This window comes from Paenibacillus enshidis (genome assembly GCF_042136365.1).
Lineage (GTDB): Bacteria > Bacillota > Bacilli > Paenibacillales > Paenibacillaceae > Paenibacillus > Paenibacillus enshidis.
In genome coordinates this window covers 88,361-113,196 of the sequence record NZ_JBHHMI010000010.1, presented here as the reverse complement: position 1 = coordinate 113,196, position 24,836 = coordinate 88,361, and the positions used below count along the sequence as shown (strand labels likewise).

Here is a 24,836-nt window from a genome sequence, read left to right as displayed (position 1 = left end):
ATCTCTCGATATGGGGGTGGATCCAGATAGCAAACGATTTGTTCCACAGCAAATTGTAAGCGTATTCACAAACGAAGATACGTTAAACTCAACATTAACAGGAGGTATTTGCAGGCAATGCAGCAGTTTACGGATATGGATCATCTTTAAACGGGCGGGTCACACTTCAGTGGACTTGGCCCGTTTTTGTGTTTCCGGATTTCCTTTCAGATGATCGTTAAAAAAAGGTGGACGGCAGGGAAAGGTCTTGCTATCATCATTTATATGATAATGATTTTCATTATCATATATTTATCGTTTACTGTAGGGGGATAAAGGAAAATGAGCAGGAAAAAAGCAATGCTAACAATCAGCATCCTGCTGATGATGTTTATGGTAATGTTGTCAGGATGCGGGGCGGCGGGCAGCTCTGGAAACACGGCGGCAGGAAAAACGGGAGAGAGCACGGGGACCACCGGAACCGCTGCAAATGAAACACGGGTTTTCGAAACAGACAAAGGACCGATCGAGATTCCTGCCAAACCACAGCGGATCATAACCGATTATTATACAGGCGCGCTGCTGTCCGTCGAGGGGGCTGTAGTGGGCTCGGGAAGTGATGCTTTCAAGAATCCGTATATAAAAGACCGAATGAAGACGGTCAAGGATGCAGGAACACCGATTAACGCGGAATCCGTTTTGGAGCTGCAGCCTGATCTGATCGTGGTCATGTATGATGATCAATATGAGCAGCTGTCCAAAATCGCACCGACGGTACATATTCCGTTTGACGCGGAAAGAGACATTTATCAAACGGTCGAGCTGTTTGCGGATTTAACGGGTCATCCAGAGAAAGGCGAACAGTTTATCAGCAAATATGAGGAAAAAGCGGCTGCCGGACGGGAAAAAATTAAAGGTATTATCGACGAAAACGCAACCTTCGGCATATACGAGCTGACCCCGAAGAATGAATTGTATGCATTCGGGGACAATGCCGGGCGCGGTGGACAGGCCCTTTATAATGCCTTGGGGCTTAAAGCACCTGAGGTCATACAGAAGGAACTGATTCAGGGAGCAGAAGGAACCAAGCTTCTGTCCCTGGAGGCACTGCCCCAATATGCGGCGGATTACATGTTCCTGACCAATTATGATCCGGACGGGACAAGTGAAAGCCTTGAAAAGCTGCAAAAATCCGGTGTCTGGAGGAATCTTGATGCCGTGAAGAACAACCGGTTTTTCTCGAATGATTTTGATACGTTCTACCCTTATGACCCGATCGCGATCAGCGAGCAGATCGACCTGTTTGCCGACATGCTTATTCAACGAGAAGCGAACAAGAGCCAGGGACCAACATCCCCGGCTCTCTTTGTTTTTACATCGAATATGTGTTTTGAATTGGAATATGTTCTTATGCTCTGGGATTGACAGGCTTGGCAGGGATATTGCTCTTGTTCAGCACCTTGCGGTCGAACACGAAAGGACCGAAAGGCAGCAGCGAGGCGATGAAGCCGAGAACGGCCTGCTTGAACGTCAATTTTCGCAGCAGCAGTGCCGCAAGAATGGTCACTACGTACAGGATGAATAAAACGCCGTGAATCATGCCGACCACGCTGACCATAGAAGGCTGATCTGCCAAATATTTGAGGGGCATTGCGATAAAAACGAGCAGCAGATACGATACCGCTTCAAAATTGCCGACGAAACGCAGCAACTGCAAGACGCGTCCTGACAAATGAATACCTCCTACTAATAGTTTTCTTTTTAATATAGCTGAAATAAAACGTTTGCAGTCATTCGGGAAGTTACAAAAAAATGAATATTTCAAATTTAATATGCTTTGAACCTGATCAGCGACCCAACCGTCAGGAAATATGGCTCGCTTGTGCCTATTTGGTTGTGAAGAGGTCCGTGATTTACAATGATATATACAACAGGACAAAAAACAGGAGATGATCGCGATGACTGTTTGTTTGCTGATTCATGGCTTTACCGGAGGGGAGCATGAGGTTGCGCCTTTGGCCGACTATTTGCGCGATCATGGCTGTACGGCGCGTACTTTTACTTTGAAAGGTCTCGGGGGAACACGTGAGGATATGCTCGCAGCTGGAAGAAGGGACTGGATCAATCGCGCCGAGGAGGAGCTGGTGAGTCTGCTGGCCCGGCATTCAACGGTCCATGTAATCGGCTTTTCAACGGGTTCGCTAATTGCTGTTCATCTGGCAGCCAAATATGGTGAAAGAATCGGCAGATTGATCCTCCTGTCCACACCGGTATTTCCTTTGAACCCGCGCGAAATTGTCAAGACACTTTTCAGGGCTGAAATGCTAAGGGCTTATGTCAGAAACGCAATAACAACACCGCCGAGGGCCACGCGTGAATATTTTCGGCTGGTGCGCGAGTCGTTTGATTTTTATGGGCAGGTCAGGCAGCCGGCGCTCATTGTACAGGGCACGAACGATCATCTGGTCAGAAATCGCAGCGCTTCTTACTTGTATGCGCACCTCGGGTCAACGGATAAAAAGTTGCTGATGATCCCAAATAGCGGCCATCTGGTGTGCCATTGCAGCGAAAAGGAGCTGCTCTTCCGCGAAGCTTTGCATTGGATCTGCAATCCGTGAAGATTGCATGGAACAGGGAAGCAGACAGGCCAAATCCGGCCCGGTATGTTAAACTGAGTCACAGGAAACAGATAAGGGGAGTCTGACATGAAGCTGGTATCTTGGAATGTAAACGGATTGAGAGCATGTGTGAACAAAGGCTTTACGGATTATTTTCACGCATCGGATGCGGATATTTTTTGCGTACAGGAAACGAAGCTGCAGGAAGGGCAAATCAGTCTGGAGCTCGGCAGCGGAGTGTACTCATATTGGAACTATGCCGAGAAGAAAGGATACTCCGGGACCGCCGTATTTACGAAAATCAAACCGCTGGCGGTCACGTGCGGGTTGGGGGAGACGGATGCCGATACCGAAGGGCGTGTGATTACGCTGGAATTTAACGATTTTTTTCTGGTCAATGTGTACACCCCCAATGCCCGCCGCGATTTGTCCAGATTGGAGCATCGGCTGCAATGGGAGGAGCAGTTCAGGGCATATCTTGTTGCTCTTGATCAGGACAAGCCTGTCATCGTCTGCGGCGATATGAATGTTGCCCATCAGGAGATTGATTTGAAAAACGCGAAGTCCAATATGGGCAATTCGGGTTTTACTATAGAGGAGCGGGATAAGTTTACAAAGCTGCTGCAATCCGGCTTTACGGACACGTTCCGCTATTTTTACCCAGACCGAAAAGAAATGTATAGCTGGTGGTCCTATATGCCCAAGGTCAGGGAACGGAATATCGGGTGGCGGATCGATTACTTCCTGGTCTCCTCGCGCTTAAAGCCGCAGTTAAAGGATGCTCAGATCGACTGTCACATTTTGGGAAGTGACCATTGCCCCGTGTTATTAGAATGGAATAAAAATGTTTGTTTGGAATAACACAATATGGTTTTCGTGGGTGAAATTATACACTGTTTTTTTGTGCGAAAAAGTTTAAGATATGGGGGACTTCAGAGTTATTCGACATCATGATGCCTCCCCTATGTAAGAGGTTAAGGAGCAACAGCAAGTGAGACAGGATGGGCAAAGACAGCAGGAGAAAATCACATTCCCCTACATCCCCGTAAAAATCAAGTTTTTTATCTGCCACGGCATCGCTTTGTTATGGGTGCTTTTTTCCATTTTTTTATCTTTGCGCTGGGTCGAGGACCTGGGGCGAATCATTACTATCCCCGGATCCATTTTTGTCGTCACAGGTTTGGCGTACATTCCCGGTTATTTGAACGCCTTTCTGATCAGCAGCCTGTTGTTCGACAGACAGCCTGCTTATAAGGTGGATGATCCGCAGGTACCGGTTACGCTTCTCATCGCCGCTTGGAACGAAGAGCAGGGAATCGCGGGTACCCTTCGCAAGGTGGCTGCACAGAACTATGCCGGGCAGATCCGGGTCATTCTGATTGACAACAATTCGACGGACCGGACCGCAGCGACCGCCGACACCATTGGGCAGGAGCTTGGCCTTTCTCTGCGTATTTTGCGGGAGGAGAGGCCGGGCAAGCACCATGCCCTGAACAGGGGGTTGGCTGAAGTGGAAACAGAGCTTGTGCTGACCTTGGATGCGGATACGCTAATGCACAAGAGCGCTATTCAATACATTGTCAAACGGATGCTCTCTTCACCTGCGGATGTGTGTGCGGTGGCAGGCACTGTTCTGGTGCGCAACAGCCGCGAAAATTATTTGACACAAATGCAGGAGTGGGATTATTTCCTCGCCATTGCCTCGGTCAAGAGGCTGCAGGGATTGTATCAGCAGACCCTGGTGGCCCAAGGGGCGTTCAGTCTTTACAAGACGGAGGTGGTCCGTGCCACGGGTGGCTGGCCCGATGTGATTGGGGAAGACATCGTACTGACCTGGCAGTTTCTGCAGGCCGGTTACCGTGTCTATTTTGAGCCGCTCTCGGTCGCCTTTACGACTGTCCCGGTATCCATTTTGCACTTTGCCCGTCAGCGGAGCCGATGGGCGCGGGGCATGATTGAAGGACTGAAGACGGTCAAGCCATGGGAGCAGCCGAGCATCTTCGCCAAGTATTTGACGGGTGTAAATCTGTCCATGCTCCTGATTGATCTGGCTTACACCTTTGCCTGGATTCCAGGCATGTTCATCGCTTTTTTTGGCATTTACTGGATTGTTGGTCCAATGTCTTTGCTGGTGCTGCCGATAACCTTTTTGAGCTTTTATTTACTGTACCGTTACCAGCGGCATGTATTCCGGACGCTTAATCTGAGGGTGCGGAGAAATATAAGGGGGTTCATTCTGTTTACCCTGTTTTATCAATTTCTGATTAGCCCGATTTCGGTCTGGGGTTATGCGCAGGAAGCACTGAAATTAAAGCGTGTCTGGAAATAACAAATAGGGGGAGTCCCAACAGGCACAATTGGCCTGGGACTCCCCCTATTTTACAAAAAATTAATTCGGGCTCGCCGTCGGTCTCACGATAATCTCGCTTACATCCACCTCGTCCGGCTGCTCGATAGCGTACTGGATAGAACGGGCAATGGCGGACGCAGGAATGGCAATCCGGCGGTACTCCTTCATGAACTCGCGTGACTCCTCATCCGAAATGCTGTCGGCAAGCTCGGATTCCGTGACCCCCGGTGAAATCAGAGTGACGCGGATATCGCCGCCCACCTCCATCCGCAGTCCGTCGGTAATGGCGCGGACCGCATATTTGGTGGCACAGTAGACCGCAGCGGTCGGCGTTACGCTGTACGCCCCGATGGATGCGATATTAATGAATTGGCCGAAGCCCTGCTCTTTCATCACAGGCAGCCCGGCAGCAATACCGTGCAGCACTCCGCGGATGTTGACGTCAATCATCCGGTTCCATTCATCGATTTTTAAGGCTTCCAGCAGAGAAAGGGGCATTACGCCGGCGTTATTCACAAGCACATCGACACGGCCGAATTTGCTCTGCGCGAAGCTGATAAACTCATCCATCTGCTCCTTGCTGGTGACATCCAGGGCACGATATTCTGCAGCGCCTCCTTTGGAACGGATTTCGGTTGCGAGTGCCTCCAACCTTTCCGTGCGTCTTGCTCCCAGAACGACGCTGGCTCCCTGCTCGGCCAGCAGGCGGGCGGCGGCTTCACCGATTCCGCTGCTTGCACCTGTAATAACAACAACTTTTCCTTTAACATTGGACATTCGATAATCTCTCCTTTGTTTTTGCATGAGTTCATTATGGAACATCTGGCTTTACAACGGATAGAAGATTCATCCCAAATCATTGCCGAATCCTCTCAAAGCAGCCATTGACCATGATGTAAAAAACAAAGAAGAGCATCGTTATTTGCGCCAACGTTATTGAAGATGCCAGAATTTATAAATTTTCAGCGGATCTGAAACAATTCTGTCGCCGCAAGGAAAACTACTGCTAAACGCGGTCTGTCTTCTGTGAATGTACGTCGATAGACGTTTTTCTTATAGAGTCCCAGACTTCATGTACTTCATATTTTAAAGGCCATTTAGTGGGGTTGGAGCTATCAGTAATAACACCCTCAATAATGTTAAGGTAATAGTTGGTTTTCGCTTCCAAATAATCAACTGTATTTTTAGCTTCCTGCAATTGAAGAAGGGCACGTTCTTTTTGTCTCAAAATGATCTCGTAGCGTTCCTGAATTGTAGAATCACCTTTTAAAGAAAGATCTGCATAAGTTTTAATATCTTCGATAGACATCCCGCATTGTTTTAATATTTTGACACCGATAAGCCAATTGACGGATTCCTCATTGAATAGGCGGTTGTTATTTTGATCTCGCTGTATGCTTGGTATTAATCCCTTATCCGTGTAAAAACGAACTGCATGCTCACTTAAGTCAAGCATTTGTGCCACTTCTTTTACCGTGTACATAAAATCCCTCCACATGAATTTACAAATATATTTCCTCTTGCTTTCATGTTACCCGAAGGTGTTAAGCGAGGCAATCTTGTCTCGTCTGCTGATCCATAATTGTAATGATAAATCATTTTTCTATTAGGCACTTGCCTTCGTGTAACACGAATGAGGTAAGGTGTGATTGTAGTATTAATAAAGAAAAAATAATCATGGAAAGTATAGGAGGAATTGAAATGGAATTTGTAACCTTGAATAATGGAGTAAAGATGCCGATTTTAGGCTTTGGTGTTTATCAGATTCAGGATCCGGCGGAATGTGAAAGATGCGTGCTCGATGCTATCCGTGTGGGTTACCGTTCCATTGATACTGCACAGGTCTACCAAAATGAAGAAGCGGTAGGTCGTGCGATCAAGAAAAGTGGAGTGCCCAGAGAAGAATTTTTTATCACCACTAAAGTTTGGATTTCCAATGCAGGTTATGACAAAGCAAAAGCATCTATTCAGGAATCCATGGACAAACTCCAGCTTGATTATCTGGACTTGGTGCTGATCCATCAACCATTTAACGATTATTATGGAACGTACCGTGCGATGGAAGAACTTTATAAAGAAGGTAAAATCAGAGCAATTGGATTAAGCAACTTCTATCCGGATAGATATGTCGATCTGGTGGAGTTCAGCGAAGTGGTACCGGCTGTGAATCAGGTGGAAACCCATGTCTTTAACCAGCAGGCAAAAGCACATGAAATTATGAAAAAATACAATACACAGATCGAATCCTGGGGCCCTTTTGCAGAAGGAAAGAACCATTTATTCACGAACTCCACCTTACAGGAAATCGGCGATAAATATAACAAATCTACAGCTCAGGTTGCTTTGCGTTTCTTGATTCAGAGAGACGTAGTGGTCATTCCAAAAACGGTCAATAAAAATAGAATGGAAGAAAACTTCAATGTATTTGATTTTAAACTGACAGTGGAGGACATGGGAAAAATTGCTGCACTGGATACAGGTGAAAGTTTATTCTTCTCCCACTATGATCCACAAACCGTAGAGTATATCATTAATCTTGGCAAATAAAACCGTACTTCACCGTTTGTTCGGGAATTCTGGCAAAGATGGATTCAAAGATATTTCAGTTTCCTTAATGGATTTGGCGTATAGACGAAGGCCGCTGTGAACAGCGGCCTATTTTTTGTGCGGAGATATGTGGGCATCAATGAAGATCACCACGACGAACTCCAGCGGCGCTTTGGAGCAGCTTTTGAATCTGGAGGCAGACATCGCCGTTTACGGAGGAAGACCGTAAAGACGATGGGAAGTGTTGTATGATCAAGAAGTTTCTATTCCTCTTGTTTTCATTTCTTTTGCTGGCAGGTTAAGTAAGATTGAACCTCTGTCTTGAAATCCGGATAAATTCGGATATAGCTGCAGTTTCATAAGTATCTTTACGACGTATGAATAGAGTCGGGGTTTTAGAGATTTCTTGAGATCGCAAGTTATATTGAACCATGGCTCTTTCAACCACCGAGCGTGGTAAAAGGGATACCCCGAGACCAGCATGAATACATCCAAGGATTCCTTCCAATGTTCCGAACTCCATGATCTTAGCAGGAATTATTCCTTGCAAATGTAACCAATCCTCAAGTTTTCGTCGGTATGAACACCCAACACGAAATACTAGTAAAGTCAGATTTTGCAATTGTTCAGGCTGGTCAATTGAGGGGAATTGTCCTCCTGATATAAACGCAAGTTCCTCGATCCCTACCTCTGAAATATTGAGATCAGCATGATCAACTGGTGCAGCTACGAAAGCTCCGTCCAACTCATATTTCAACACTAAGTGAATAAGTTCTTCCGTTGTTCCAGTTTTTAATGCCAAATCCACCTCTGGATATGATTTATGGTAATCGGTGAGAATAGACGGTAGCCGAATTGCTGCTGTGGTTTCGAGCGATCCGATCCGAAGTGGCCCTCTTGGGATCGAGTTATCTGCCACGACACGTTCCGCCTCTTGAGTAAGGAAGACAATTTTCTCAGCATAAGACTTGAGTGCCTCTCCGGATGTTGTGAGCCGGACCCCTTGCCGCCCACGACGAAATAGCGTTGTTTTCAGCTCTTTCTCAAGCTGTTGGATCCGGATACTTATACTCGACTGAACATATTCCATTTTTTCAGCTGCCTTGGTAATGCTTCCTTCGTTTGCAACTGCCAGAAAAATCTGCAAGTCCCGGATGTCCACTGTTATTCCTCCATCTAATTATTGATAATTTTAATATTACCAATCGTATAAATTCATTTTACACGATATTTGTGAGAAGTTACAATTAGTTTGGTAAGCAGCAGGTCTTATGAAGAAGACAGGAGGTTACAATATGGCGACTTATCATTCACTAGAGGTTGAAGGATTAAACGTATTTTATCGTGAGGCTGGTAATCCGAATAAGCCAGTCATTATATTGCTTCACGGCTTTCCGTCCGCTAGTCATATGTTTAGAGAGCTAATACCTGTTTTAGAAAAAGACTACTATATAATTGCTCCCGATTATCCGGGGTTCGGGAATTCTTCATCACCTGACAGAGAAAAGTTCCAGTATACATTTGACCATATTACTGAAATGATTGAATCCTTTATCGATAAACTAGGGCTTGCTAAATATGCGTTATATGTTTTTGACTACGGAGCCCCTATTGGCTTTCGCATAGCCATGCACCATCCAGAACGTGTCACAGCCATCATAAGCCAAAATGGCAATATTTATCGTGAAGGACTAGGGGAAAAGTGGGCAGCACGAGAAGAATATTGGCGTTATCCTACGCGAGAAAAAAGAGAAAGTTATAGGACAGCATTTGCCCCTGACACGATCAAAAACCAATATGTTGATGGAACGAAGGAAGGCCAAGTTTCTCCAGATGGTTATACTCTTGATATTGCTTATATGTCCCGGCAGGGGAATGATGAGAAACAATTGGATTTAATTTTTGACTATCAAAATAACGTAAAAATGTATCCAGAGTTTCAGCAGTATCTTCGTGAATATCAGCCGCCCTTATTAGCAACATGGGGTAAACATGATGTTTCATTTATTCCGGCTGGCGCCGAGGCTTTTAAGAAAGATTTACCTGACACCGAGATTCATTTACTGGACACCGGGCACTTTGCATTGGAAACACATGCTTATGAAATTGGAGAACGAATGCTGAATTTTTTGAACAATCATGGGATTTGAAAATAGGGGTAATTTTAATTCAGGAGGTTTCAAAGATGTTTGAGACTGATTTGACGCGCATTCTTAAAATTCAATATCCGATTTTTCAAGCGCCGATGGCTGGTGGCGTTACGACGCCCGAATTAGTAGCAGCTGTTTCAAATGCCGGTGGGCTAGGCAACCTGGGGGGCGGATACTTAACGCCGGAGCAACTCCGTAGCGAGATCCAAAAGATCAAGCAGCGAACGGACCAGCCTTTCGGAGTAAACTTGTTTGTGCCTGAGCAATCAGAAGAGTCGGAAGAAGCAATTTACCGGATGACAGATTATCTGAACAGATACCGCATCAAACTTGGCACTACCCCAAATCCATCGATTTTGAAGTTTTCAGAATCATTTGGGGAGCAGGTACAGGTACTTTTGGAGTTGCGTGTATCCGTATTTAGTTTCACTTTTGGCATACCATCGCAAGAGGTGATGCAAACCGTGAAACAGCATGGGATATTCATCATTGGAACTGCAACAACTGTTGATGAAGCCAAGCAATTGGAAGCGGCTGGTGCAGATGCCATTGTGGCTCAGGGGAGCGAAGCAGGAGGGCATAGAGGGACCTTCATGAAAGACCCTTCCCATGCTTTGATAGGCACTATGGCTATTGTTCCACAGATTGTTGACCATGTGTCGATCCCGGTCATCGCAGCAGGGGGAATCATGGATGGGCGGGGACTTGCAGCAAGCCTTGCATTAGGAGCCGCTGCAGTACAGATGGGCACTGCGTTTCTAGCCTGCCCCGAGAGCGGCGCCCACGAAACGTACAAACAGAAAATCCTCACGACAAATGAGGACTCCACTGAAATTACACGTGCATATTCCGGAAAAGCTTCAAGAGGCATTCAAACAAAATTTATGATGGACATGCATCAGTACCCAGGAACAATCCCGGCTTACCCCATTCAAAACGGGTTGACCCGGGACATTCGTCAGGCGGCTGCAAAAGCGAACAACCCTGAGTATATGTCACTTTGGGCGGGCCAGGGTCTTCGGTTAGCAGGCGACCAGCCTGCCGCTTCAATTGTAAAACAAACCATTGACCAAGCCAGTGTTCTTGTTGCTTGGCATCCCGGAAGGAGCTTCTATGCTTAAGCGTATCCGATACTCCTACAGTGCCGACGGACAGGTCGTTGAATATAGCATTGGTCATTACAATACCGAGCTCCAGCCTTATCTTGTGAGCTATGATGCTCCTTGATAAACTGGGCATCTTGCCCCTCTGATTTTGTATTGCCTGTGAAAAGGCGGCCTCCTTGGTTATGACCAGGAGAGCCGCCTTTTCGTGATTGATTGTGATTATGCACGTCCGCAAAAAAAATGAAACGTTTCCAAATTAACTGTTGAAACGTTTCCAATTTAGTATTATTATGATTGTCATAAGAGATGCTACAAGTGGAGGGTTAGATGTCTAGTATTAAAGATGTAGCCAACTTGGCTGGCGTAGCTGTGGGAACTGTATCCCGAGTCATTAACAATTCGGGCTCTGTAAAACCCGCTACACGCAAAAAAGTGGAGAAAGCCATACAAGAATTGAATTATATCCCTAATGAGGTTGCCCGCAACTTCAAAATGCGGAAATCCAAGATGGTTGCCCTGCTGCTCCCAAGTATCTGGCACCCTTTCTTTTCTGAATTGGCATATTACATTGAAGATGAGTTGGACCGGGAAGGCTTTAAGCTTATGCTGTGCAACAGCGGCGGCAAACCCGAAAAGGAATTGTATTATCTCGATATGCTGCAGCAAAACAAAGTGGCAGGTATTGTTGGTATTACGTACAATGATATTGAAAATAACGTAAGCAATGACATTCCGATTGTCAGTATCGACAGACACTTTAACAAGAAAATCACATGCGTCACTTCGGACAATTATGAAGGGGGGCGCCTGGCGTTAAGGGAACTTGTCAAAGCAGGTGCAAAAAAAATGGCTTTTTTGGGCAGTATCACCTCCGTTTTCAGTGAAACCATGAATCGGAGAGAAGGTTTCATACATGAGGCGAAAACAATGGGAGTCGACTATGTTGTATACGAGAAGCCGGACCCTGTTTTGGACGACGATGCCTATTTTGACGAGTTTCTGGATAAGTATCACGATGTGGACGGTATTTTTGCCATTACTGATATGTTTGCCGCGAAATATATAGATAAAGCAGGCAAGCAGGGGATTCGTGTTCCAGAGGATGTAAAGGTTATCGGATATGACGGTATTCAGGATCATTCCTATTTTCATCCGATATTGTCAACGATCAGGCAGCCTGTAGAGGAGATGGCTCGTATGACGATCAGGCTGCTCTACAAAAAGATAGAAGGAGAAACCTTGGACCGGGAAGTTTATCGTCTTCCGGTCATATTTAGACGAGGTGAAACCACTTAGTTATTCATTGAAACCTTTTCAACGGTTATTAGAAAAACATCAACCGCTCAGTCGCTGCACCAGTGAACTTGCGGTTGGCGTTCTTCTTAAACTAAATTGGAAACGTTTCAAATAAAATGGAAACGTTTCAATTACAAATATTATATAGGAAAGGGAGTATCAGGATGAATCCAAGAGATTCCGGAGAATATCAACTCGTTATCAAAGAAAACCGTAAAACCTGGGATCGAATCAAACGCAACTATGAACTGTATCTGTTTCTGCTGCCGATTGTTTTGATTTATCTCGTATTCAAGTACTACCCGATGTATGGAGTGCAAATTGCATTTAAGGATTTTTCACCGAGTAAGGGGATATGGGGCAGCGAATGGGTAGGCTTTCAGCATTTTATTGATTTTTTCGATTCTTATAATTTCTGGACGATCATGTTCAATACGCTGACGCTCAGTTTCCTGTCACTTTTGTTCAGCTTCCCGGCTCCGATTATCATAGCGGTTATGTTGAATCAAATGTTAGGCAAGCGATACAAGAAATTTATTCAGACGGTCATTTATGCGCCCCATTTTATCTCTACCGTTGTGCTTGTCGGTATGCTCCATGTTTTTTTATCGCCAAACAGCGGGCTCGTGAACCACATGATTACCTGGTTCGGGGGAGAACCCATTCTGTTTATGGCTGACGAAGGCTGGTTCCGTCCTTTATATATTTTGTCAGGGATATGGCAAGAGACCGGATTCTCCACGATTATTTACTTGGCAGCGCTTGCAGGGGTCAATCCTGAACTGCATGAAGCCGCCATTATGGATGGTGCGAGTAAATGGAAACGGGTGTGGTATGTAGATATTCCTGGCATTCTTCCGACGATTATCATTCTGCTTATTCTCGCACTTGGAAACATTATGGGCATCGGTTTCGAAAAGGCTTTTTTGATGCAAAGTGATCTGAACTATGCCACCTCCAATATTATTCCAACCTATGTATACGAATTAGGGATTCAGAAGGCGCAATACAGCTTTTCGACGGCGGTTGGATTGTTTAATTCCGTTATCAACATCATCCTGATTGTCACCGTTAACCGGATCGCCAAAAAATTGACGGAAACCAGTCTGTGGTAAGGGGGATTTACTTTGAACAATCTTTTGAAGAGAAAAAGCAGAGGGGACGCCTGGTTTGACGCCATTAACTATTTCGTGCTGACGGTAGTCATGCTGCTCATATTATTTCCGCTGTATTTTGTATTGATTGCTTCATTCAGTGACCCCAATCTGATTTATTCAGGAGAAGTATGGTTATATCCGAGGGGGTTTACACTCGATGGCTATCTACGAATTTTTAATGACTCCTCTATTTGGATCGGATATGCAAATTCCCTTCTTTATGCGGGTTTGGGAACCTTGATCGGAGTAGCTGTTACCGTATTTGCAGCCTATCCTTTAGCCCGCAAGGATCTGGTCGGGAGATCAGCAGTGATGTGGTTTTTGCTGATCCCCATGTTTTTCAGCGGCGGGTTGATTCCCACGTATTTGTTGATCAAGGATCTGCACATGTTAAATACGATTTGGGCGCTGGTTATTCCTGGAGCTGGCGGTATATTCAATGTTATCATCGTTCGGACATTCTTTCAGTCGTCCATTCCGGATGAAATGTGGGAAGCCGCTTCAATCGACGGCTGCTCCAACACCCGATTTTTTTGGAGTATTGTCTTGCCTCTGTCCAAGTCCATCATTGCAGTCATGGTGTTGTATCATGTCGTCGGCTTTTGGAATGGCTTTTTCGATGCTTTGATCTATTTGAACGACGAGAGCAAGTATCCTCTTCAACTGGTGCTGCGCAACATTCTCGTCCAAAATCAGGTCAACTCCGGGATGATGGTGGATGTGGAATCCTATGCAGCGAAGATGAGGGTTACTGAGCTTATCAAGTACGGTGTTATTATCGTGTCCAGCCTGCCACTGTTGATTTTGTATCCATTTCTGCAGAAGTACTTTGTCAAAGGGGTAATGATTGGCTCGATCAAGGGCTGATACTGACGATTTCTTGAAGGGAGGGGATATATGGCAGTCAGCTATTCTGATCCAGACAAAGCCGGATTGGGAAATGAATATTGTGATTTTTATGGGATGAACTAAAGGGAGGTTAGGTACGATGAAATCTTTATTCAAAAGCGCAGGAATTCTCGTGCTGGCCGGAGCCCTTGTGCTGAGCGGATGTTCGGGAGAAGACGGCTCCAAAAATCAGGTGAAAAATCCGAAGCAGGATACGAATTTCAACAAAACCGGTCTGCCGATTGTTAAAGAAACAGTGACGTTAAGGATGGTATCCCCAAAAGCAGCGTTGGCGCCGGAGTATTCCGAAATGGAGATTTTCAAACGGCTGGGGGAGCAAACAAATGTAAAGATCGAGTGGGAGAACATTCCGGACACAGACTACGCAGAGAAGAAAAATTTGCTGCTGGCCAGCGGAAATTTGCCGGACGCTTTTTACGCAGCCGGATTTTCGGATTACGAGCTCATCAATTACGGTAAAGACGGAACGATCATTCCACTGGAGGATTTGATCGATCAGTACGCACCTAATTTGAAAGCGCTTTTGGAGCGCAGGCCTGACATCAAGTTAGCGATCACAGCGCCCGATGGGCACATTTATGGGTTACCGTCGTGGGAAGAGAATAACCTGGGAACCAACCCTTTCTTTCATGTCATCAATAAAAAGTGGCTTGATAAGCTCGGTCTGAAAATGCCGCAAACGCTCGATGAATATACGGAAGCCTTGATTTCCTTTAAAACGCAGGATCCGAATGGCAACGGCAAGGCCGATGAAATTCCGTTAAGCTTCATGCACATGCAATGGTGTATGGACATTGGCGGCATATTCGGAGCTTTCGGACTTCCGGATAACATGGAGCATCGGATCGTCCGTGACGGAAAAGTGATCTTTACTGCGACGCAACCTCAGTACAAGGAAGCTTTGAAGTATTTTCACGAAAAATGGTATAAGCAGGGCCTGATTGACCCCGAATCTTTCACCCAGGACGCTGCTCAGTATCTGGCAAAAGGCAAAACGAAGGACGAAACACTTGGCTCTTACATCTGGTGGGAAGCCGAAGAGGTTGTCGGACCTGAACGAAGCCAAGATTATGCTTTACTGTCTCCGCTTAAAGGACCGAACGGTGACCAATTGATCGGCCGCGGCAACGGAGGGGGGCCGGGACGCGGCGCCTTTGTGATAACAAAAGCGAACCGCTATCCCGAAATCACGATGCGCTGGATCGATCAGCAGTATGAATCATATATGGCGGCTCAGATCCACTGGGGTCCGCTGGATGTTGTATTCAAGAAAGACGAAAATGGCAAGTTGGTGAACCTGCCGCTCCCTGATGGAACCTCTGCAGGTGAATTCCGTCAAAAAGTGGCTCCAGGCGCAGGCGGCCCTGGTGTTATTACCATCGAAGACCTTGGAAAAGTTGTTGATCTGGAGCCACGGGCCCAGCAGCGTGTTAAAGATTTGGAGCAATATTACAATCCATATATGGAGAAGGAAAACTATCCAAATATCTTCTTTGAAAAGGAAGAGCTGGACAAAATCAATAGAATTGAGCCGGAACTGATTAAATATGTAAATGCCCAGCGAGGTAAATTCATTGTTAATGGCGGCGTGGATGAACAGTGGGATAAATATGTGAAGACACTGGAGAAGATGGGCCTGAACGAATTGATGGAAATCTATCAAACAGGATTGGACCGTTATCATGCAAATTTACAAAAATAAATAATCTCAAACGATTGGTGGGAGAAATTGTGCAAGATGTATTTTATGAGAGATTCAGACCGGGCTTTCATTTTTCGCCTCCATCCCATTGGATGAATGATCCGAACGGATTAGTCTATTACGAGGGAGAATATCATCTGTTTTACCAACATCATCCTCACGGCAACCAATGGGGGCCCATGCATTGGGGACATGCGGTAAGTCCGGATTTGATCCATTGGGAGCATATGCCGATCGCTTTGTTTCCGGATGAGCATGGAGCCATTTTCTCCGGCTGCTGCGTAGTGGACTGGGATAACAGCAGCGGACTGTTCGAAGGTTCGCATGGGTTGGTCGCCATTTTTACCCATGCGGACACCTGTCCGAAGACCGGGCAGCCGCGCCAGCGGCAAAGCTTGGCTTACAGCAGCGACAAAGGCCGAAGTTGGCACAAATATGAGGGGAACCCGGTTCTCGCCGAGGATGATCTGATCGACTTTCGAGATCCGAAAGTGTTCTGGCATCCGCTGAGTGAGCGGTGGGTGATGGTGCTTGTGGCGGGAGACCATGCTCGTTTTTATGGGTCGAAAAATTTGCGTGAATGGTCGCTAACAGGAGAATTCGGCAAAGGGAAAGGCTCGCATGACGGCGTTTGGGAATGCCCGGACCTTTTTGAATTACCGATCGATGACAGCGGGCGCTCCAAATGGGTGCTTATCATAAGCATTGGGGATAATCCCGACTGTCCTGAAGGCTCGCGCACACAATATTTTATCGGAGAGTTCGACGGAAATAGGTTCATCAATGACAACTCGACCGATCATATCCTTTGGCTGGATCATGGCAGGGATAATTATGCGGGTGTCACCTGGTCGGATATACCGGAGCGAGACGGTCGGCGCGTGATGATCGGATGGATGAGCAACTGGAAATATGCCAACCAGACGCCAACCGGAGACTGGAGAGGCGCCATGACTCTGCCCCGTGCCTTGTCATTGACCAGCCGGGACGAAGGCATAGTTCTGACTCAAATGCCTGTCCGGGAAGTTGAACGGCTGCGAAAAACATCGATGAGCTGGAAGGATGTTACGGTGATGCAGGACGTGCCGTTTACACAGCAGACGAACGATGGTCTGCTCGAGATAGAAGCGGATATCGATACCCGGTCCGGGAACGAGGTGCATATTAAATTCAAGTCCTCCGGGCAAAACGAGACGATGATTGCATATGATCCTGTGTCTCAACGGCTATCTATCGACCGTTCCAAATCGGGTCTGACTGACTTTCATCCGGAGTTTGCATGCAATCACGGTGTAAGCCTGGTTCCGGAGGATGGAAAGATCAAGTTGCATATCTGGCTGGACCGCAATGCGGTTGAAGTGTATGGGAATGAGGGCCTGACTGTGCTGACGGATCAAATTTTCCCTGATGCTCCGATCGAGAATGTTTGGATAAGCACGAATTCGGGGCAGGTTGTATTGAACTCACTTCAAATTCATATTCTTAAATCCATTCCTATTCCTAATGGTGCCGTCGAGCAGACTTCAAGGGGGAATGACGCGTGAGCCAAGTACCCGACAATCGGGGGCTGATCATGTATTGGGCCTTCGATGAAGGAAGCGGAGCAAGCGCTCTGGAGAGCGTATCAAAAACTCATGATGATATTCAATACGTATTTAAGCAAGCGGAGTTTACGGAACCGTGCGATCCGCAGTGGAGACAGGGCATATTGGGCAGCGGACTCCTGTTCGATGGGTACTCGACATACGTTGCTCATCGGGTCAATACGGGAAATTCGAGTGGAGAGCCTGGGTTTCTGACAGCGCTCAGCATCGGAGTATGGGTAGCGCCCCGCTCCTACGAATGGGGGGAGGGTGGTAAATTGGCTTCCATCGTGAACCGCTACAACATGGACCGTAAGCAGGGTTATTTGCTGGGCATGTTTCGCCACGGATCATGGTCTTTCCAGGTTGGGCTTGAAGGAGGGGCTTGGGCGGAGATTTGGTCACCGGACGGCTGTGAATTGCCCAAAAATGAATGGTCTTATGTAAGTGCGGTGTTCGATGGGAACCAGGGAGAAATGAAGCTTTATTTGAACGGCAGTGAAATCGCTTCGACTACCTTGCCACGCGGTTCCCGCTTGGCCGAGGCTGTGGACAGCGATCTGCTCATCGGAAAGAACAATCACAGCAGCCGTCTGGCAAAGGTGTTCAGCCTGCACATGTTTAGCGGCATCATCGATGAGCTCAAGATCTATAATCGTGCCCTGAGCGCGGAAGAGGTGGCCGCTGCTTATCGGCATGTACTGGACTCCGCCCATGGAGGTGTCCGACCGTCCTTAAAATATGATGAGATCAAGCTGGACCGGAAGCCCCTGCTGTCGGACCGGCATAGACCCCAATATCATGTCAGCCCGCCGGCCCATTGGATGAATGAACCTCATGCGCCCATCTATTTTGATGGGAAATATCATTTGTTCTATCAGCATAACCCGCTAGGGCCTTTCTTTCATCAGATCCATTGGGGACATTGGGTAAGTGAAGATCTGGTGCATTGGCGCGACCTCCCCGTGGCGCTGGCGCCGGAGAAGGATCAGCTTGCACCGGACGGGATCTGGTCGGGAAGCGCGACCTATGATGCGGACGGTCTGCCTGTCTTGTTCTTTACGGCAGGCAATGACAGCGCTTCGCCGAATCAGAGCGTTGCGCTTGCCCGCAGCACTTATTCTCGGGATGGAGACCCGGATCTGGTTCACTGGGTCAAACATCCGGAGCCGCTCATCGTGCAGAAGAAGGGCATGGGTGCATTCGGTGATTTCCGAGATCCCTTTGTTTGGAAGGACGATGACGGCTGGTATGCTTTGGTCGGGTCGGGGATGGAAGGCGAAGGAGGCGCGGCGCTGGCATTTGCGTCCAAGGATATGCTGAATTGGACCTATAAAGGCCCCCTTTTTAAAGCGGATCTTCAGAAGTTCCCTTATCTTGGCCCAATCTGGGAGCTTCCCGTGCTGCTTCCGCTTGGTTGCGACAAGCAGGGGGTGAACAAACATCTTCTGCTGGTCAGCCCAGTGGGAAAAGGGGCGGATGTCGAGGTGTTCTATTGGATGGGGCAGCTTGACAAGCAAAATCTTACATTTGTTCCTGATCAAGAGGAGCCGCAACTGATTGACGTCGGTGATTTCCACTTTACCGGTCCAAGCGGAATGGTGGATCCGAGAACCGGCAGAAATATCATATTTACGATCGCCCAGGGGGAGCGGACGCCCGAATTGGAATATAAATCGGGTTGGGCCCATAACGGCGGTTTGGCGTTAAGCGTCTATTTGCGGGATGACGGACGACTGGGAATCGAGCCTATTGAGGAGCTGCAATCGTTACGGGGGGAGAAGCGGATATCGCTTCGGGACAAGTCATTGGCCGAGGCGAATGTACGGCTCCGGGAGGTTCAAGGCGACATGCTTGAGATTCAACTGGAAATCGAGCCGGGCAGCGCCAAACGATTCGGAATCAAGGTCCGGTGCACCCCGGACAGAGAAGAAGAAACGCTGCTGTATTATGATGCGAATCAATCTATGCTCTTGTCCGACCGGACGAAAACGACGCTGCATCCGGGAGAAAGATGCGGAGGGATCCAGGGCGGCAAGCTGGAGCTGTCAGGTGAGAATCTGAAGCTTCACCTTTATTTGGACCGTTCCATGGTCGAAGCCTATGCCAACGGATTGAAAAGCCTGACGACCCGTGTGTATCCGAGCCGTATGGATGCTCTGGGGCTAGAGATTTGGGGAGACGGGGAGCTAACAGTTAAATCCCTGGATATATGGGATATGCAAGCCATTTGGTAAAGTGAGCGCTTAGGCGCTCCTTATCACCTTACATTGTGAAAACGCTCTATTATTCTCCTTTTTCATCATGATTATCATCCTTGTATAAAGGGAGCATTGCGAAGTCAGATAGCGATGTTTTTCTGAATTGGGAAATCACGAAGGAGGATCGTGAATGAGAAAAGAAAAAAAGAGAGGACACGTGTTTGGCAAGGCGGTTATATGGACTCTGGTTCTTCAGCTTATTGCGCCCGTGATTCCGGCCGCGGCCTATTCCGATTCCAATAGGGCGGAAACGCACGCGTCTTTGGCTGAAGTGAAGACGACGGTTACGGATGCCGTATATCAAACAGTATATCAAGTCGAGAATTTGGGATTTGAAACCGGAGATTTGACGGGATGGACGGTTGAAGGAAATGCTTTTCAAGTGACTGATGAAGCTCATGCGAGCAAAGAAGGAAACTTCTATGCTAAATCTGCCTTGGAAGCTCAGGGCTCCATCACCTCCAATACTTTCACACTCCAGGGAAGTGGAACAATTAACTTTACTATTTTGGACATTTTAAAACCGGAGGACGCCTACGTCGAACTTTACGATGCCGTCAGCAATACGTTGCTTAAGAAAACGGGGAATGTCAGTGCAACTGAGAAAATCACATGGAACGTGCAGGAGTACTACAACAAGGAGCTCTATGTAAAGGTCGTTGATCAGTCTGATCAAGCCGGCATTTCCGTTGACGGTTTCCAAGTACGTGGTACGGATACTATATTTTACTTGGATCTTAATGAAGGCGCAGGAAAGAAAACATCGGATCGAGTACGCAAGCTTGAGCATGATGTGAACTATGTATTTAACAACGCCAGATATATGGACTCCAGGGATCCGAGATGGACTCCCCGCGGGGTGAAAGGCGGGGCCTTGTTGTTCGATGGATATTCGAACTATATTGAGGTCAACGCCAAGGATACCATGCCTGTAAACGATGCGTTAACCATCGAAGCCTGGGTCGCTCCGCGCAGCTATGAATGGGGGGACGGAAACAAACTGTCCGCCATTGTGAACCAATCCGATCAGGATAAAGCGGAAGGCTTTGCTCTTGGAATGTACCGGCACGGTACATGGTCGATGCAGGCCGGGATTGGCGGGCAGTGGATTCAGGTGTGGGTAAAAGATCACCCATTGGAAAAATACAAGTGGAATTATGTTACCGCAACTTTCGATAAAAAAGATGGAATGATCAAGTTATATCTAAACGGAGAGGAAGTGGCTTCCCAAGCAACCCCCGTTAACGTCTCAATCACACCATCCACGGAAAGCCTAATCATCGGAAAAAACAATAAACCGGTTGAGTTGGCAGGACTGTTTTCCTTCAATATGTTCAGCGGGCTCATCGATGAAGTGAAGCTGCATAACAAAGCCCTTACGAACGAAGAGGTGCTAGCTGAGTATGAGAGCGTAAAGGCGCTCCATGGCGGTTCGGTTCCGGAAATTCCGAATGGGGACATTGATGAGGACCCAAGCGTGTTTGACGGAGATCAGCACCGTCCCCAGTATCATGCAATGCCTCCGCAAAACTGGATGAATGAAGCGCATGCGCCCATTTATTATAACGGCAAATACCATTTGTTTTATCAGCATAACCCGCAGGGGCCATACTGGCATCAAATCCATTGGGGGCATTGGGTAAGCAACGATATGGTTCACTGGGAAAATGTAAGGCCGGCCCTTGCGCCTGAAGCGGGCACTCTTGACCCGGACGGCGCGTGGTCAGGCGGTGCGGCGTATGATCGAAACGGCAATCCCGTACTATCTATACCGCTGGCAACGACTCCGAGTCGCCGAACCAACGAACAGCAATTGCAACTCCAGCCGATGTATCCGATCCTGATTTGGAGCAATGGGTGAAATACCCCGAACCGGTGACGGAACAGAACGGGATCGGCATCCATAACGAGTTTCGTGATCCGTTCGTTTGGTACGATGAAGAGACGGATAAGTGGTATCAATTAGTGACTTCCGGCCTTCAGGACTTCAGCAGCGGTACGGCATTAGTGTATGTATCCGACGATATGTACAACTGGGAGTACAAGGGGCCTTTATATGTTAGTAACAGAACCCTGTATCCGGAGTTGGGCACGGTCTGGGAACTGCCGGTATTATTACCTTTAGGCAAGGATAGCAAGGGCCAACAAAAACATATATTCATGATTAATCCGCATGAAAAACCGGAGCATGTAGCGCCGGCGAACGATGTACAAAGAGATGTTGAGGTCTTTTATTGGATTGGGACCTGGGATCGGGAGAATTTCAAGTTTATCCCCGATCAAGAGGCTCCCTCCAAAATGGATGTAGGTGACGGCTACTTAACCGCAGAGAGCGGTCTGGTCACGCCTGACGGAAGAACGGTCGTATTCTCCATGGTGCAAAATGTAAGAACACCGCAAGCAGAATATCAATCCGGATGGGCTCATAATCTGGCTCTGCCAGTTTCATTAAGCCTGGATGAGCATGACGAATTGCGCGTTGAGCCGATTCAAGAATTGCAGAGTCTGCGAGGAAATAAACTGGTTGATTTTTCAGAGAAAAATATGGAGTCCGCTAATCAGTTGATCCGGAATGTCAAAGGCGACATGTTGGAAATTGTGATGGAAATGGATCCGCGTGAGGCTCAGAAATTCGGAATCAAGGTGCGGCGCTCCGACAATGGACAGGAAGAAACACTGATTTACTACGACAAGACAAACGGTACCTTTAATGTGGATCGCACCAAGAGCAGTATCGACCCGGATGTGCGCGTGGACGGCATTCAAGGCGGATACGTTGATCTAAACGGAGAGAATCTGAAACTCCATATTTTCCTCGATCGCTCGGTCATTGAAGCTTTTGCTAATTACAAGAAAAAGCTGACAACCCGAGTTTACGTAGGCAGATACGATTCCTTGGGCTTGCAGGTTTGGGCCGACAAGGATGTCACAGTCAAATCGATGGAAGTATGGGAGATGAATGCTTTAACCGGTCAACCGGCTGCTCCGGTCGATGTGCCTAAGAACTGGGATAACTCAGTATATACCGATATAACAGATCTGCCTAATCATGATTTTGCCACAGGCGACTTAACAGGCTGGATAACGGAGGGTGACGCCTTCCAAGATGTGCATGTGACCGATACCCAGTTCTTCTGGGGTAACATTTACTTTAACCCGTCGCAAAAAATTCCAGGGGGCTATCATTTGTGGGGCTTCAACGAGCAAGCCGGGGGTGACAGCTTGACAGGTACGCTACAATCACAGAATTTCATCCTTGGCGGGAACGGGAAAATCAACTTCCTAGTCAGCGGCGGGCGCGATATAGATAAGCTGTACGTTGCGCTGGTCCGGGCATCGGACGGCAAAGAGCTGTTTAAAGAGACTGCCACTAATTATGAGGAGTATCAACGGAAGATCTGGGATGCATCGAATTATATCGGCGAGGAGCTTTATATTAAGGTGGTTGACCAATCCACGGGCGGTTTTGGACATCTTAACGTCGATGATTTTAACGTACCGGTACAGGTCAAGAAGTAGAACGTTCCAACTGTTTCGTTGAATGAACGCTAAGCCACTTAAATCTTTAGGGGGAATCAGGATGAGGGAATTTTTCTATCGGCCGGAGAACGCCTGGGTAGGGGATGTGATTCCCTATTATGAAGACGGGGAATTTAAACTATTCTATCTGCACGGCTGGCGGGAGAACTACCGGGATGATCTTGACCATGGCTGGTATCTGGTCGGAACGAAGGATTTCGTGAATTATCAGGCAGAAGGAGCATGCAAAATCGAAGGCGGCACCGGCCATATTCTGAAAGTGGACGGTATCTATCATATGTTCTACTGCATATTTCCTCCAGGCAAGCAGCTCGTCTGCCATGCGATCAGCAGCGACTTGAAGACCTGGGAGCCTATTCCCGAAGATACCTTTGCCGGTGACGGTCGCATCTATGAGCTGTCCGATTGGCGCGATCCTTTCGTGTTCTGGAATGAAGAGGAAGGCCAATACTGGATGCTGCTTGCCGCGATGGCGAAAGGGCCAACCAACCGAAAAGGGTGCACTGCGCTGCTGTCATCCAAAGACCTTAAAACTTGGGAGTACCGCGAGCCCTTGTACGCGCCGAATTTGCACGTGGGGGCCCATGAATGTCCCGACTTGTTTCGGATCGGGGATTGGTGGTATTTAATCTATTCCTCCTATACGGGGCGTTTTGCGACCTTTTACCGGATGAGCCGTTCCCTGAAAGGCCCGTGGCTGACTCCCCGGGAGGATACCTTCGACGGGCGGGCATTCTATGCGGCTAAATCCGTGTCAGACGGGCGAAAACGCTATCTGTTCGGGTGGAATCCCACGAAAAACGACGATTTATTCGGTTGGAATCCGCCGAAATCCCGAGGAAAGGACTACAATACCTGGGATTGGGGAGGAAATTTGATCGTCCATGAACTCGTTCAGCGCCCTGACGGCACGCTCGGCGTAAAAGTGCCGGATACGGTTGATGTGGCGTTTTCGCAGCCGCTGCCCGTACATTACCAGGGCATTACGGGAGATTGGCTCATTTCGGATCGCACGCTCTCCTGCGTGTCGCCGTACGGCTTTGCCGGCTGCACGAGCAGGGAAGAACTGCCTGATTCATGCAAGATTTCCGCCAGCGTCTCATTCTCCGGGCAAACGCAAGGGGTAGGGTTCATGCTGCGAACGGAAGACAGGTTAGATGAGGCCTATTACGTTACCCTGGAACCGCAGCGGAATCGCCTTACCTTCCGCGGGAAGATCATGCAGTCGGAAGAGGGCGGGAAGACGTTCCCTTATGAGGTAGAACTGGAGCGTCCTATTGAGCTTATTCCCGATCGTCCTTACGAAATCAAAGTGTTTATGGACGGATCGATTTGCGAAATTTACGTGGATGCGAACATAGCGATGAGCGCCAGAATGTATGATATCCCACGAGGAAAGCTTGGTTTGTTTGTCAGTCAAGGCTATGCTGAGTTTAGCGATGTGCGAATCGAGGGCAGAGGATAAAGCAAAAAAACGAGCAGGGGATCAATGAATCCTCCGCTCATTTTTTTGAATGATCTGTTTGAAGTTTGGCTCAACCTAGAAATCAATTCTTGACGGCTTGGCAGGCCGGTGGGTTGGGCGGCAGATCAATCAACACTCGCAAGTACGGACGCTTTGCATGATTATCCCGTTTG

19 protein-coding genes and 2 pseudogenes are annotated in these 24,836 nt (G+C 47.6%); 17 read left to right on the top strand and 4 right to left on the bottom strand.

Annotated features, from left to right (window positions below):
* The first annotated feature begins 321 nt into the window (after positions 1 to 321).
* On the top strand, positions 322 to 1,404 hold the full coding sequence (locus tag ACE41H_RS13475; RefSeq protein WP_375355787.1) for an iron-hydroxamate ABC transporter substrate-binding protein: 1,083 nt from the start codon (positions 322 to 324) through the stop codon (positions 1,402 to 1,404).
* On the opposite strand, the gene ACE41H_RS13470 is transcribed toward ACE41H_RS13475, so the two are convergent.
* Positions 1,388 to 1,711 (bottom strand): DUF3817 domain-containing protein, encoded by a 324-nt coding sequence (locus tag ACE41H_RS13470; RefSeq protein WP_375355786.1) that lies wholly within the window; start codon positions 1,709 to 1,711, stop codon positions 1,388 to 1,390. The genes ACE41H_RS13475 and ACE41H_RS13470 overlap by 17 nt on opposite strands.
* A gap of 226 nt (positions 1,712 to 1,937) precedes the next feature.
* Here ACE41H_RS13470 and ACE41H_RS13465 point away from each other — a divergent pair, with 226 nt between their 5' ends.
* The 3 genes from ACE41H_RS13465 (at position 1,938) to ACE41H_RS13455 (ending at position 4,926) form a co-directional block, all read left to right on the top strand.
* Entirely contained in the window at positions 1,938 to 2,597 is a 660-nt protein-coding gene (locus tag ACE41H_RS13465; RefSeq protein WP_375355785.1) for an alpha/beta hydrolase, read from the top strand.
* A gap of 87 nt (positions 2,598 to 2,684) precedes the next feature.
* Positions 2,685 to 3,458 (top strand): exodeoxyribonuclease III, encoded by a 774-nt coding sequence (locus tag ACE41H_RS13460; protein WP_375355784.1) that lies wholly within the window; start codon positions 2,685 to 2,687, stop codon positions 3,456 to 3,458.
* Positions 3,459 to 3,588: 130 nt separating this feature from the next.
* Positions 3,589 to 4,926 carry a glycosyltransferase family 2 protein gene (locus ACE41H_RS13455; protein ID WP_375355783.1) on the top strand — a complete coding sequence of 446 codons (1,338 nt, stop codon included), beginning with the start codon at positions 3,589 to 3,591 and terminating at the stop codon, positions 4,924 to 4,926.
* A gap of 60 nt (positions 4,927 to 4,986) precedes the next feature.
* On the opposite strand, the gene ACE41H_RS13450 is transcribed toward ACE41H_RS13455, so the two are convergent.
* Together ACE41H_RS13450 and ACE41H_RS13445 are read right to left on the bottom strand one after the other, a co-directional pair.
* Positions 4,987 to 5,724, bottom strand: a complete 738-nt coding sequence (locus tag ACE41H_RS13450; protein ID WP_375355782.1) for an SDR family oxidoreductase — start codon at positions 5,722 to 5,724, stop codon at positions 4,987 to 4,989.
* Between the two features lie 229 nt (positions 5,725 to 5,953).
* Complete coding sequence (locus tag ACE41H_RS13445; RefSeq protein WP_375355781.1) at positions 5,954 to 6,430, bottom strand: MerR family transcriptional regulator; 477 nt, start codon at positions 6,428 to 6,430, stop codon at positions 5,954 to 5,956.
* Between the two features lie 218 nt (positions 6,431 to 6,648).
* On the opposite strand from ACE41H_RS13445, the gene ACE41H_RS13440 reads away from it, so the two are divergent.
* On the top strand, positions 6,649 to 7,494 hold the full coding sequence (locus ACE41H_RS13440; protein ID WP_375355780.1) for an aldo/keto reductase: 846 nt from the start codon (positions 6,649 to 6,651) through the stop codon (positions 7,492 to 7,494).
* A 298-nt stretch (positions 7,495 to 7,792) separates the two neighbouring features.
* On the opposite strand, the gene ACE41H_RS13435 is transcribed toward ACE41H_RS13440, so the two are convergent.
* Entirely contained in the window at positions 7,793 to 8,656 is an 864-nt protein-coding gene (locus ACE41H_RS13435; protein WP_375355779.1) for a LysR family transcriptional regulator, read from the bottom strand.
* Between the two features lie 133 nt (positions 8,657 to 8,789).
* On the opposite strand from ACE41H_RS13435, the gene ACE41H_RS13430 reads away from it, so the two are divergent.
* The 12 genes and pseudogenes from ACE41H_RS13430 to ACE41H_RS13375 all read left to right on the top strand — a co-directional run bounded on the left by ACE41H_RS13430 (position 8,790) and on the right by ACE41H_RS13375 (position 24,663).
* Positions 8,790 to 9,644, top strand: coding sequence for an alpha/beta fold hydrolase (locus ACE41H_RS13430; RefSeq protein WP_375355778.1), 855 nt, complete (start codon positions 8,790 to 8,792; stop codon positions 9,642 to 9,644).
* Positions 9,645 to 9,679: 35 nt separating this feature from the next.
* Positions 9,680 to 10,765, top strand: coding sequence for an NAD(P)H-dependent flavin oxidoreductase (locus ACE41H_RS13425; RefSeq protein WP_375355777.1), 1,086 nt, complete (start codon positions 9,680 to 9,682; stop codon positions 10,763 to 10,765).
* The gene (locus ACE41H_RS13420) at positions 10,758 to 10,871 is read left to right on the top strand and encodes a hypothetical protein (protein WP_375355776.1); all 114 of its coding nucleotides are present in this window, start codon (positions 10,758 to 10,760) and stop codon (positions 10,869 to 10,871) included. Before ACE41H_RS13425 ends, ACE41H_RS13420 begins: the two co-directional genes overlap by 8 nt.
* A 206-nt stretch (positions 10,872 to 11,077) precedes the next feature.
* A complete protein-coding gene (locus ACE41H_RS13415; RefSeq protein WP_375355775.1) occupies positions 11,078 to 12,046 on the top strand; it encodes a LacI family DNA-binding transcriptional regulator in 969 nt (322 codons plus the stop codon).
* 164 nt (positions 12,047 to 12,210) lie between these two features.
* Complete coding sequence (locus ACE41H_RS13410) at positions 12,211 to 13,161, top strand: ABC transporter permease (protein ID WP_375355774.1); 951 nt, start codon at positions 12,211 to 12,213, stop codon at positions 13,159 to 13,161.
* Between the two features lie 12 nt (positions 13,162 to 13,173).
* A complete protein-coding gene (locus ACE41H_RS13405) occupies positions 13,174 to 14,070 on the top strand; it encodes a carbohydrate ABC transporter permease (protein ID WP_375355773.1) in 897 nt (298 codons plus the stop codon).
* Positions 14,071 to 14,191: 121 nt separating this feature from the next.
* Positions 14,192 to 15,814 (top strand): ABC transporter substrate-binding protein, encoded by a 1,623-nt coding sequence (locus ACE41H_RS13400; protein WP_375355772.1) that lies wholly within the window; start codon positions 14,192 to 14,194, stop codon positions 15,812 to 15,814.
* 47 nt (positions 15,815 to 15,861) lie between these two features.
* Positions 15,862 to 17,358: pseudogene (locus ACE41H_RS13395) on the top strand (glycoside hydrolase family 32 protein); the annotation flags it as partial.
* Entirely contained in the window at positions 17,355 to 19,634 is a 2,280-nt protein-coding gene (locus ACE41H_RS13390; RefSeq protein WP_375355771.1) for a GH32 C-terminal domain-containing protein, read from the top strand. The pseudogene ACE41H_RS13395 and the gene ACE41H_RS13390, both read left to right, overlap by 4 nt.
* Positions 19,635 to 19,788: 154 nt before the next feature.
* Positions 19,789 to 22,085 (top strand): annotated as a pseudogene (locus ACE41H_RS13385) (LamG-like jellyroll fold domain-containing protein); the annotation flags it as partial.
* 117 nt (positions 22,086 to 22,202) lie between these two features.
* Positions 22,203 to 23,177 carry a glycoside hydrolase family 32 C-terminal domain-containing protein gene (locus ACE41H_RS13380; protein ID WP_375355860.1) on the top strand — a complete coding sequence of 325 codons (975 nt, stop codon included), beginning with the start codon at positions 22,203 to 22,205 and terminating at the stop codon, positions 23,175 to 23,177.
* Positions 23,178 to 23,238: 61 nt separating this feature from the next.
* Positions 23,239 to 24,663 carry a GH32 C-terminal domain-containing protein gene (locus ACE41H_RS13375; protein ID WP_375355770.1) on the top strand — a complete coding sequence of 475 codons (1,425 nt, stop codon included), beginning with the start codon at positions 23,239 to 23,241 and terminating at the stop codon, positions 24,661 to 24,663.
* The last annotated feature ends 173 nt before the right edge of the window (positions 24,664 to 24,836 follow it).

Excerpts from the sequence above, each read along its gene's own strand:
- ACE41H_RS13375 (WP_375355770.1), top strand. The coding sequence starts at position 23,239 with ATGAGGGAATTTTTCTATCGGCCGGAGAACGCCTGGGTAGGGGATGTG.
- ACE41H_RS13450 (WP_375355782.1), bottom strand. The coding sequence starts at position 5,724 with ATGTCCAATGTTAAAGGAAAAGTTGTTGTTATTACAGGTGCAAGCAGC.
- ACE41H_RS13380 (WP_375355860.1), top strand. The coding sequence starts at position 22,203 with ATGGAGTCCGCTAATCAGTTGATCCGGAATGTCAAAGGCGACATGTTG.
- ACE41H_RS13465 (WP_375355785.1), top strand. The coding sequence starts at position 1,938 with ATGACTGTTTGTTTGCTGATTCATGGCTTTACCGGAGGGGAGCATGAG.
- ACE41H_RS13400 (WP_375355772.1), top strand. The coding sequence starts at position 14,192 with ATGAAATCTTTATTCAAAAGCGCAGGAATTCTCGTGCTGGCCGGAGCC.
- ACE41H_RS13410 (WP_375355774.1), top strand. The coding sequence starts at position 12,211 with ATGAATCCAAGAGATTCCGGAGAATATCAACTCGTTATCAAAGAAAAC.
- ACE41H_RS13445 (WP_375355781.1), bottom strand. The coding sequence starts at position 6,430 with ATGTACACGGTAAAAGAAGTGGCACAAATGCTTGACTTAAGTGAGCAT.
- ACE41H_RS13430 (WP_375355778.1), top strand. The coding sequence starts at position 8,790 with ATGGCGACTTATCATTCACTAGAGGTTGAAGGATTAAACGTATTTTAT.
- ACE41H_RS13440 (WP_375355780.1), top strand. The coding sequence starts at position 6,649 with ATGGAATTTGTAACCTTGAATAATGGAGTAAAGATGCCGATTTTAGGC.
- ACE41H_RS13420 (WP_375355776.1), top strand. The coding sequence starts at position 10,758 with ATGCTTAAGCGTATCCGATACTCCTACAGTGCCGACGGACAGGTCGTT.
- ACE41H_RS13460 (WP_375355784.1), top strand. The coding sequence starts at position 2,685 with ATGAAGCTGGTATCTTGGAATGTAAACGGATTGAGAGCATGTGTGAAC.
- ACE41H_RS13425 (WP_375355777.1), top strand. The coding sequence starts at position 9,680 with ATGTTTGAGACTGATTTGACGCGCATTCTTAAAATTCAATATCCGATT.
- ACE41H_RS13415 (WP_375355775.1), top strand. The coding sequence starts at position 11,078 with ATGTCTAGTATTAAAGATGTAGCCAACTTGGCTGGCGTAGCTGTGGGA.
- ACE41H_RS13475 (WP_375355787.1), top strand. The coding sequence starts at position 322 with ATGAGCAGGAAAAAAGCAATGCTAACAATCAGCATCCTGCTGATGATG.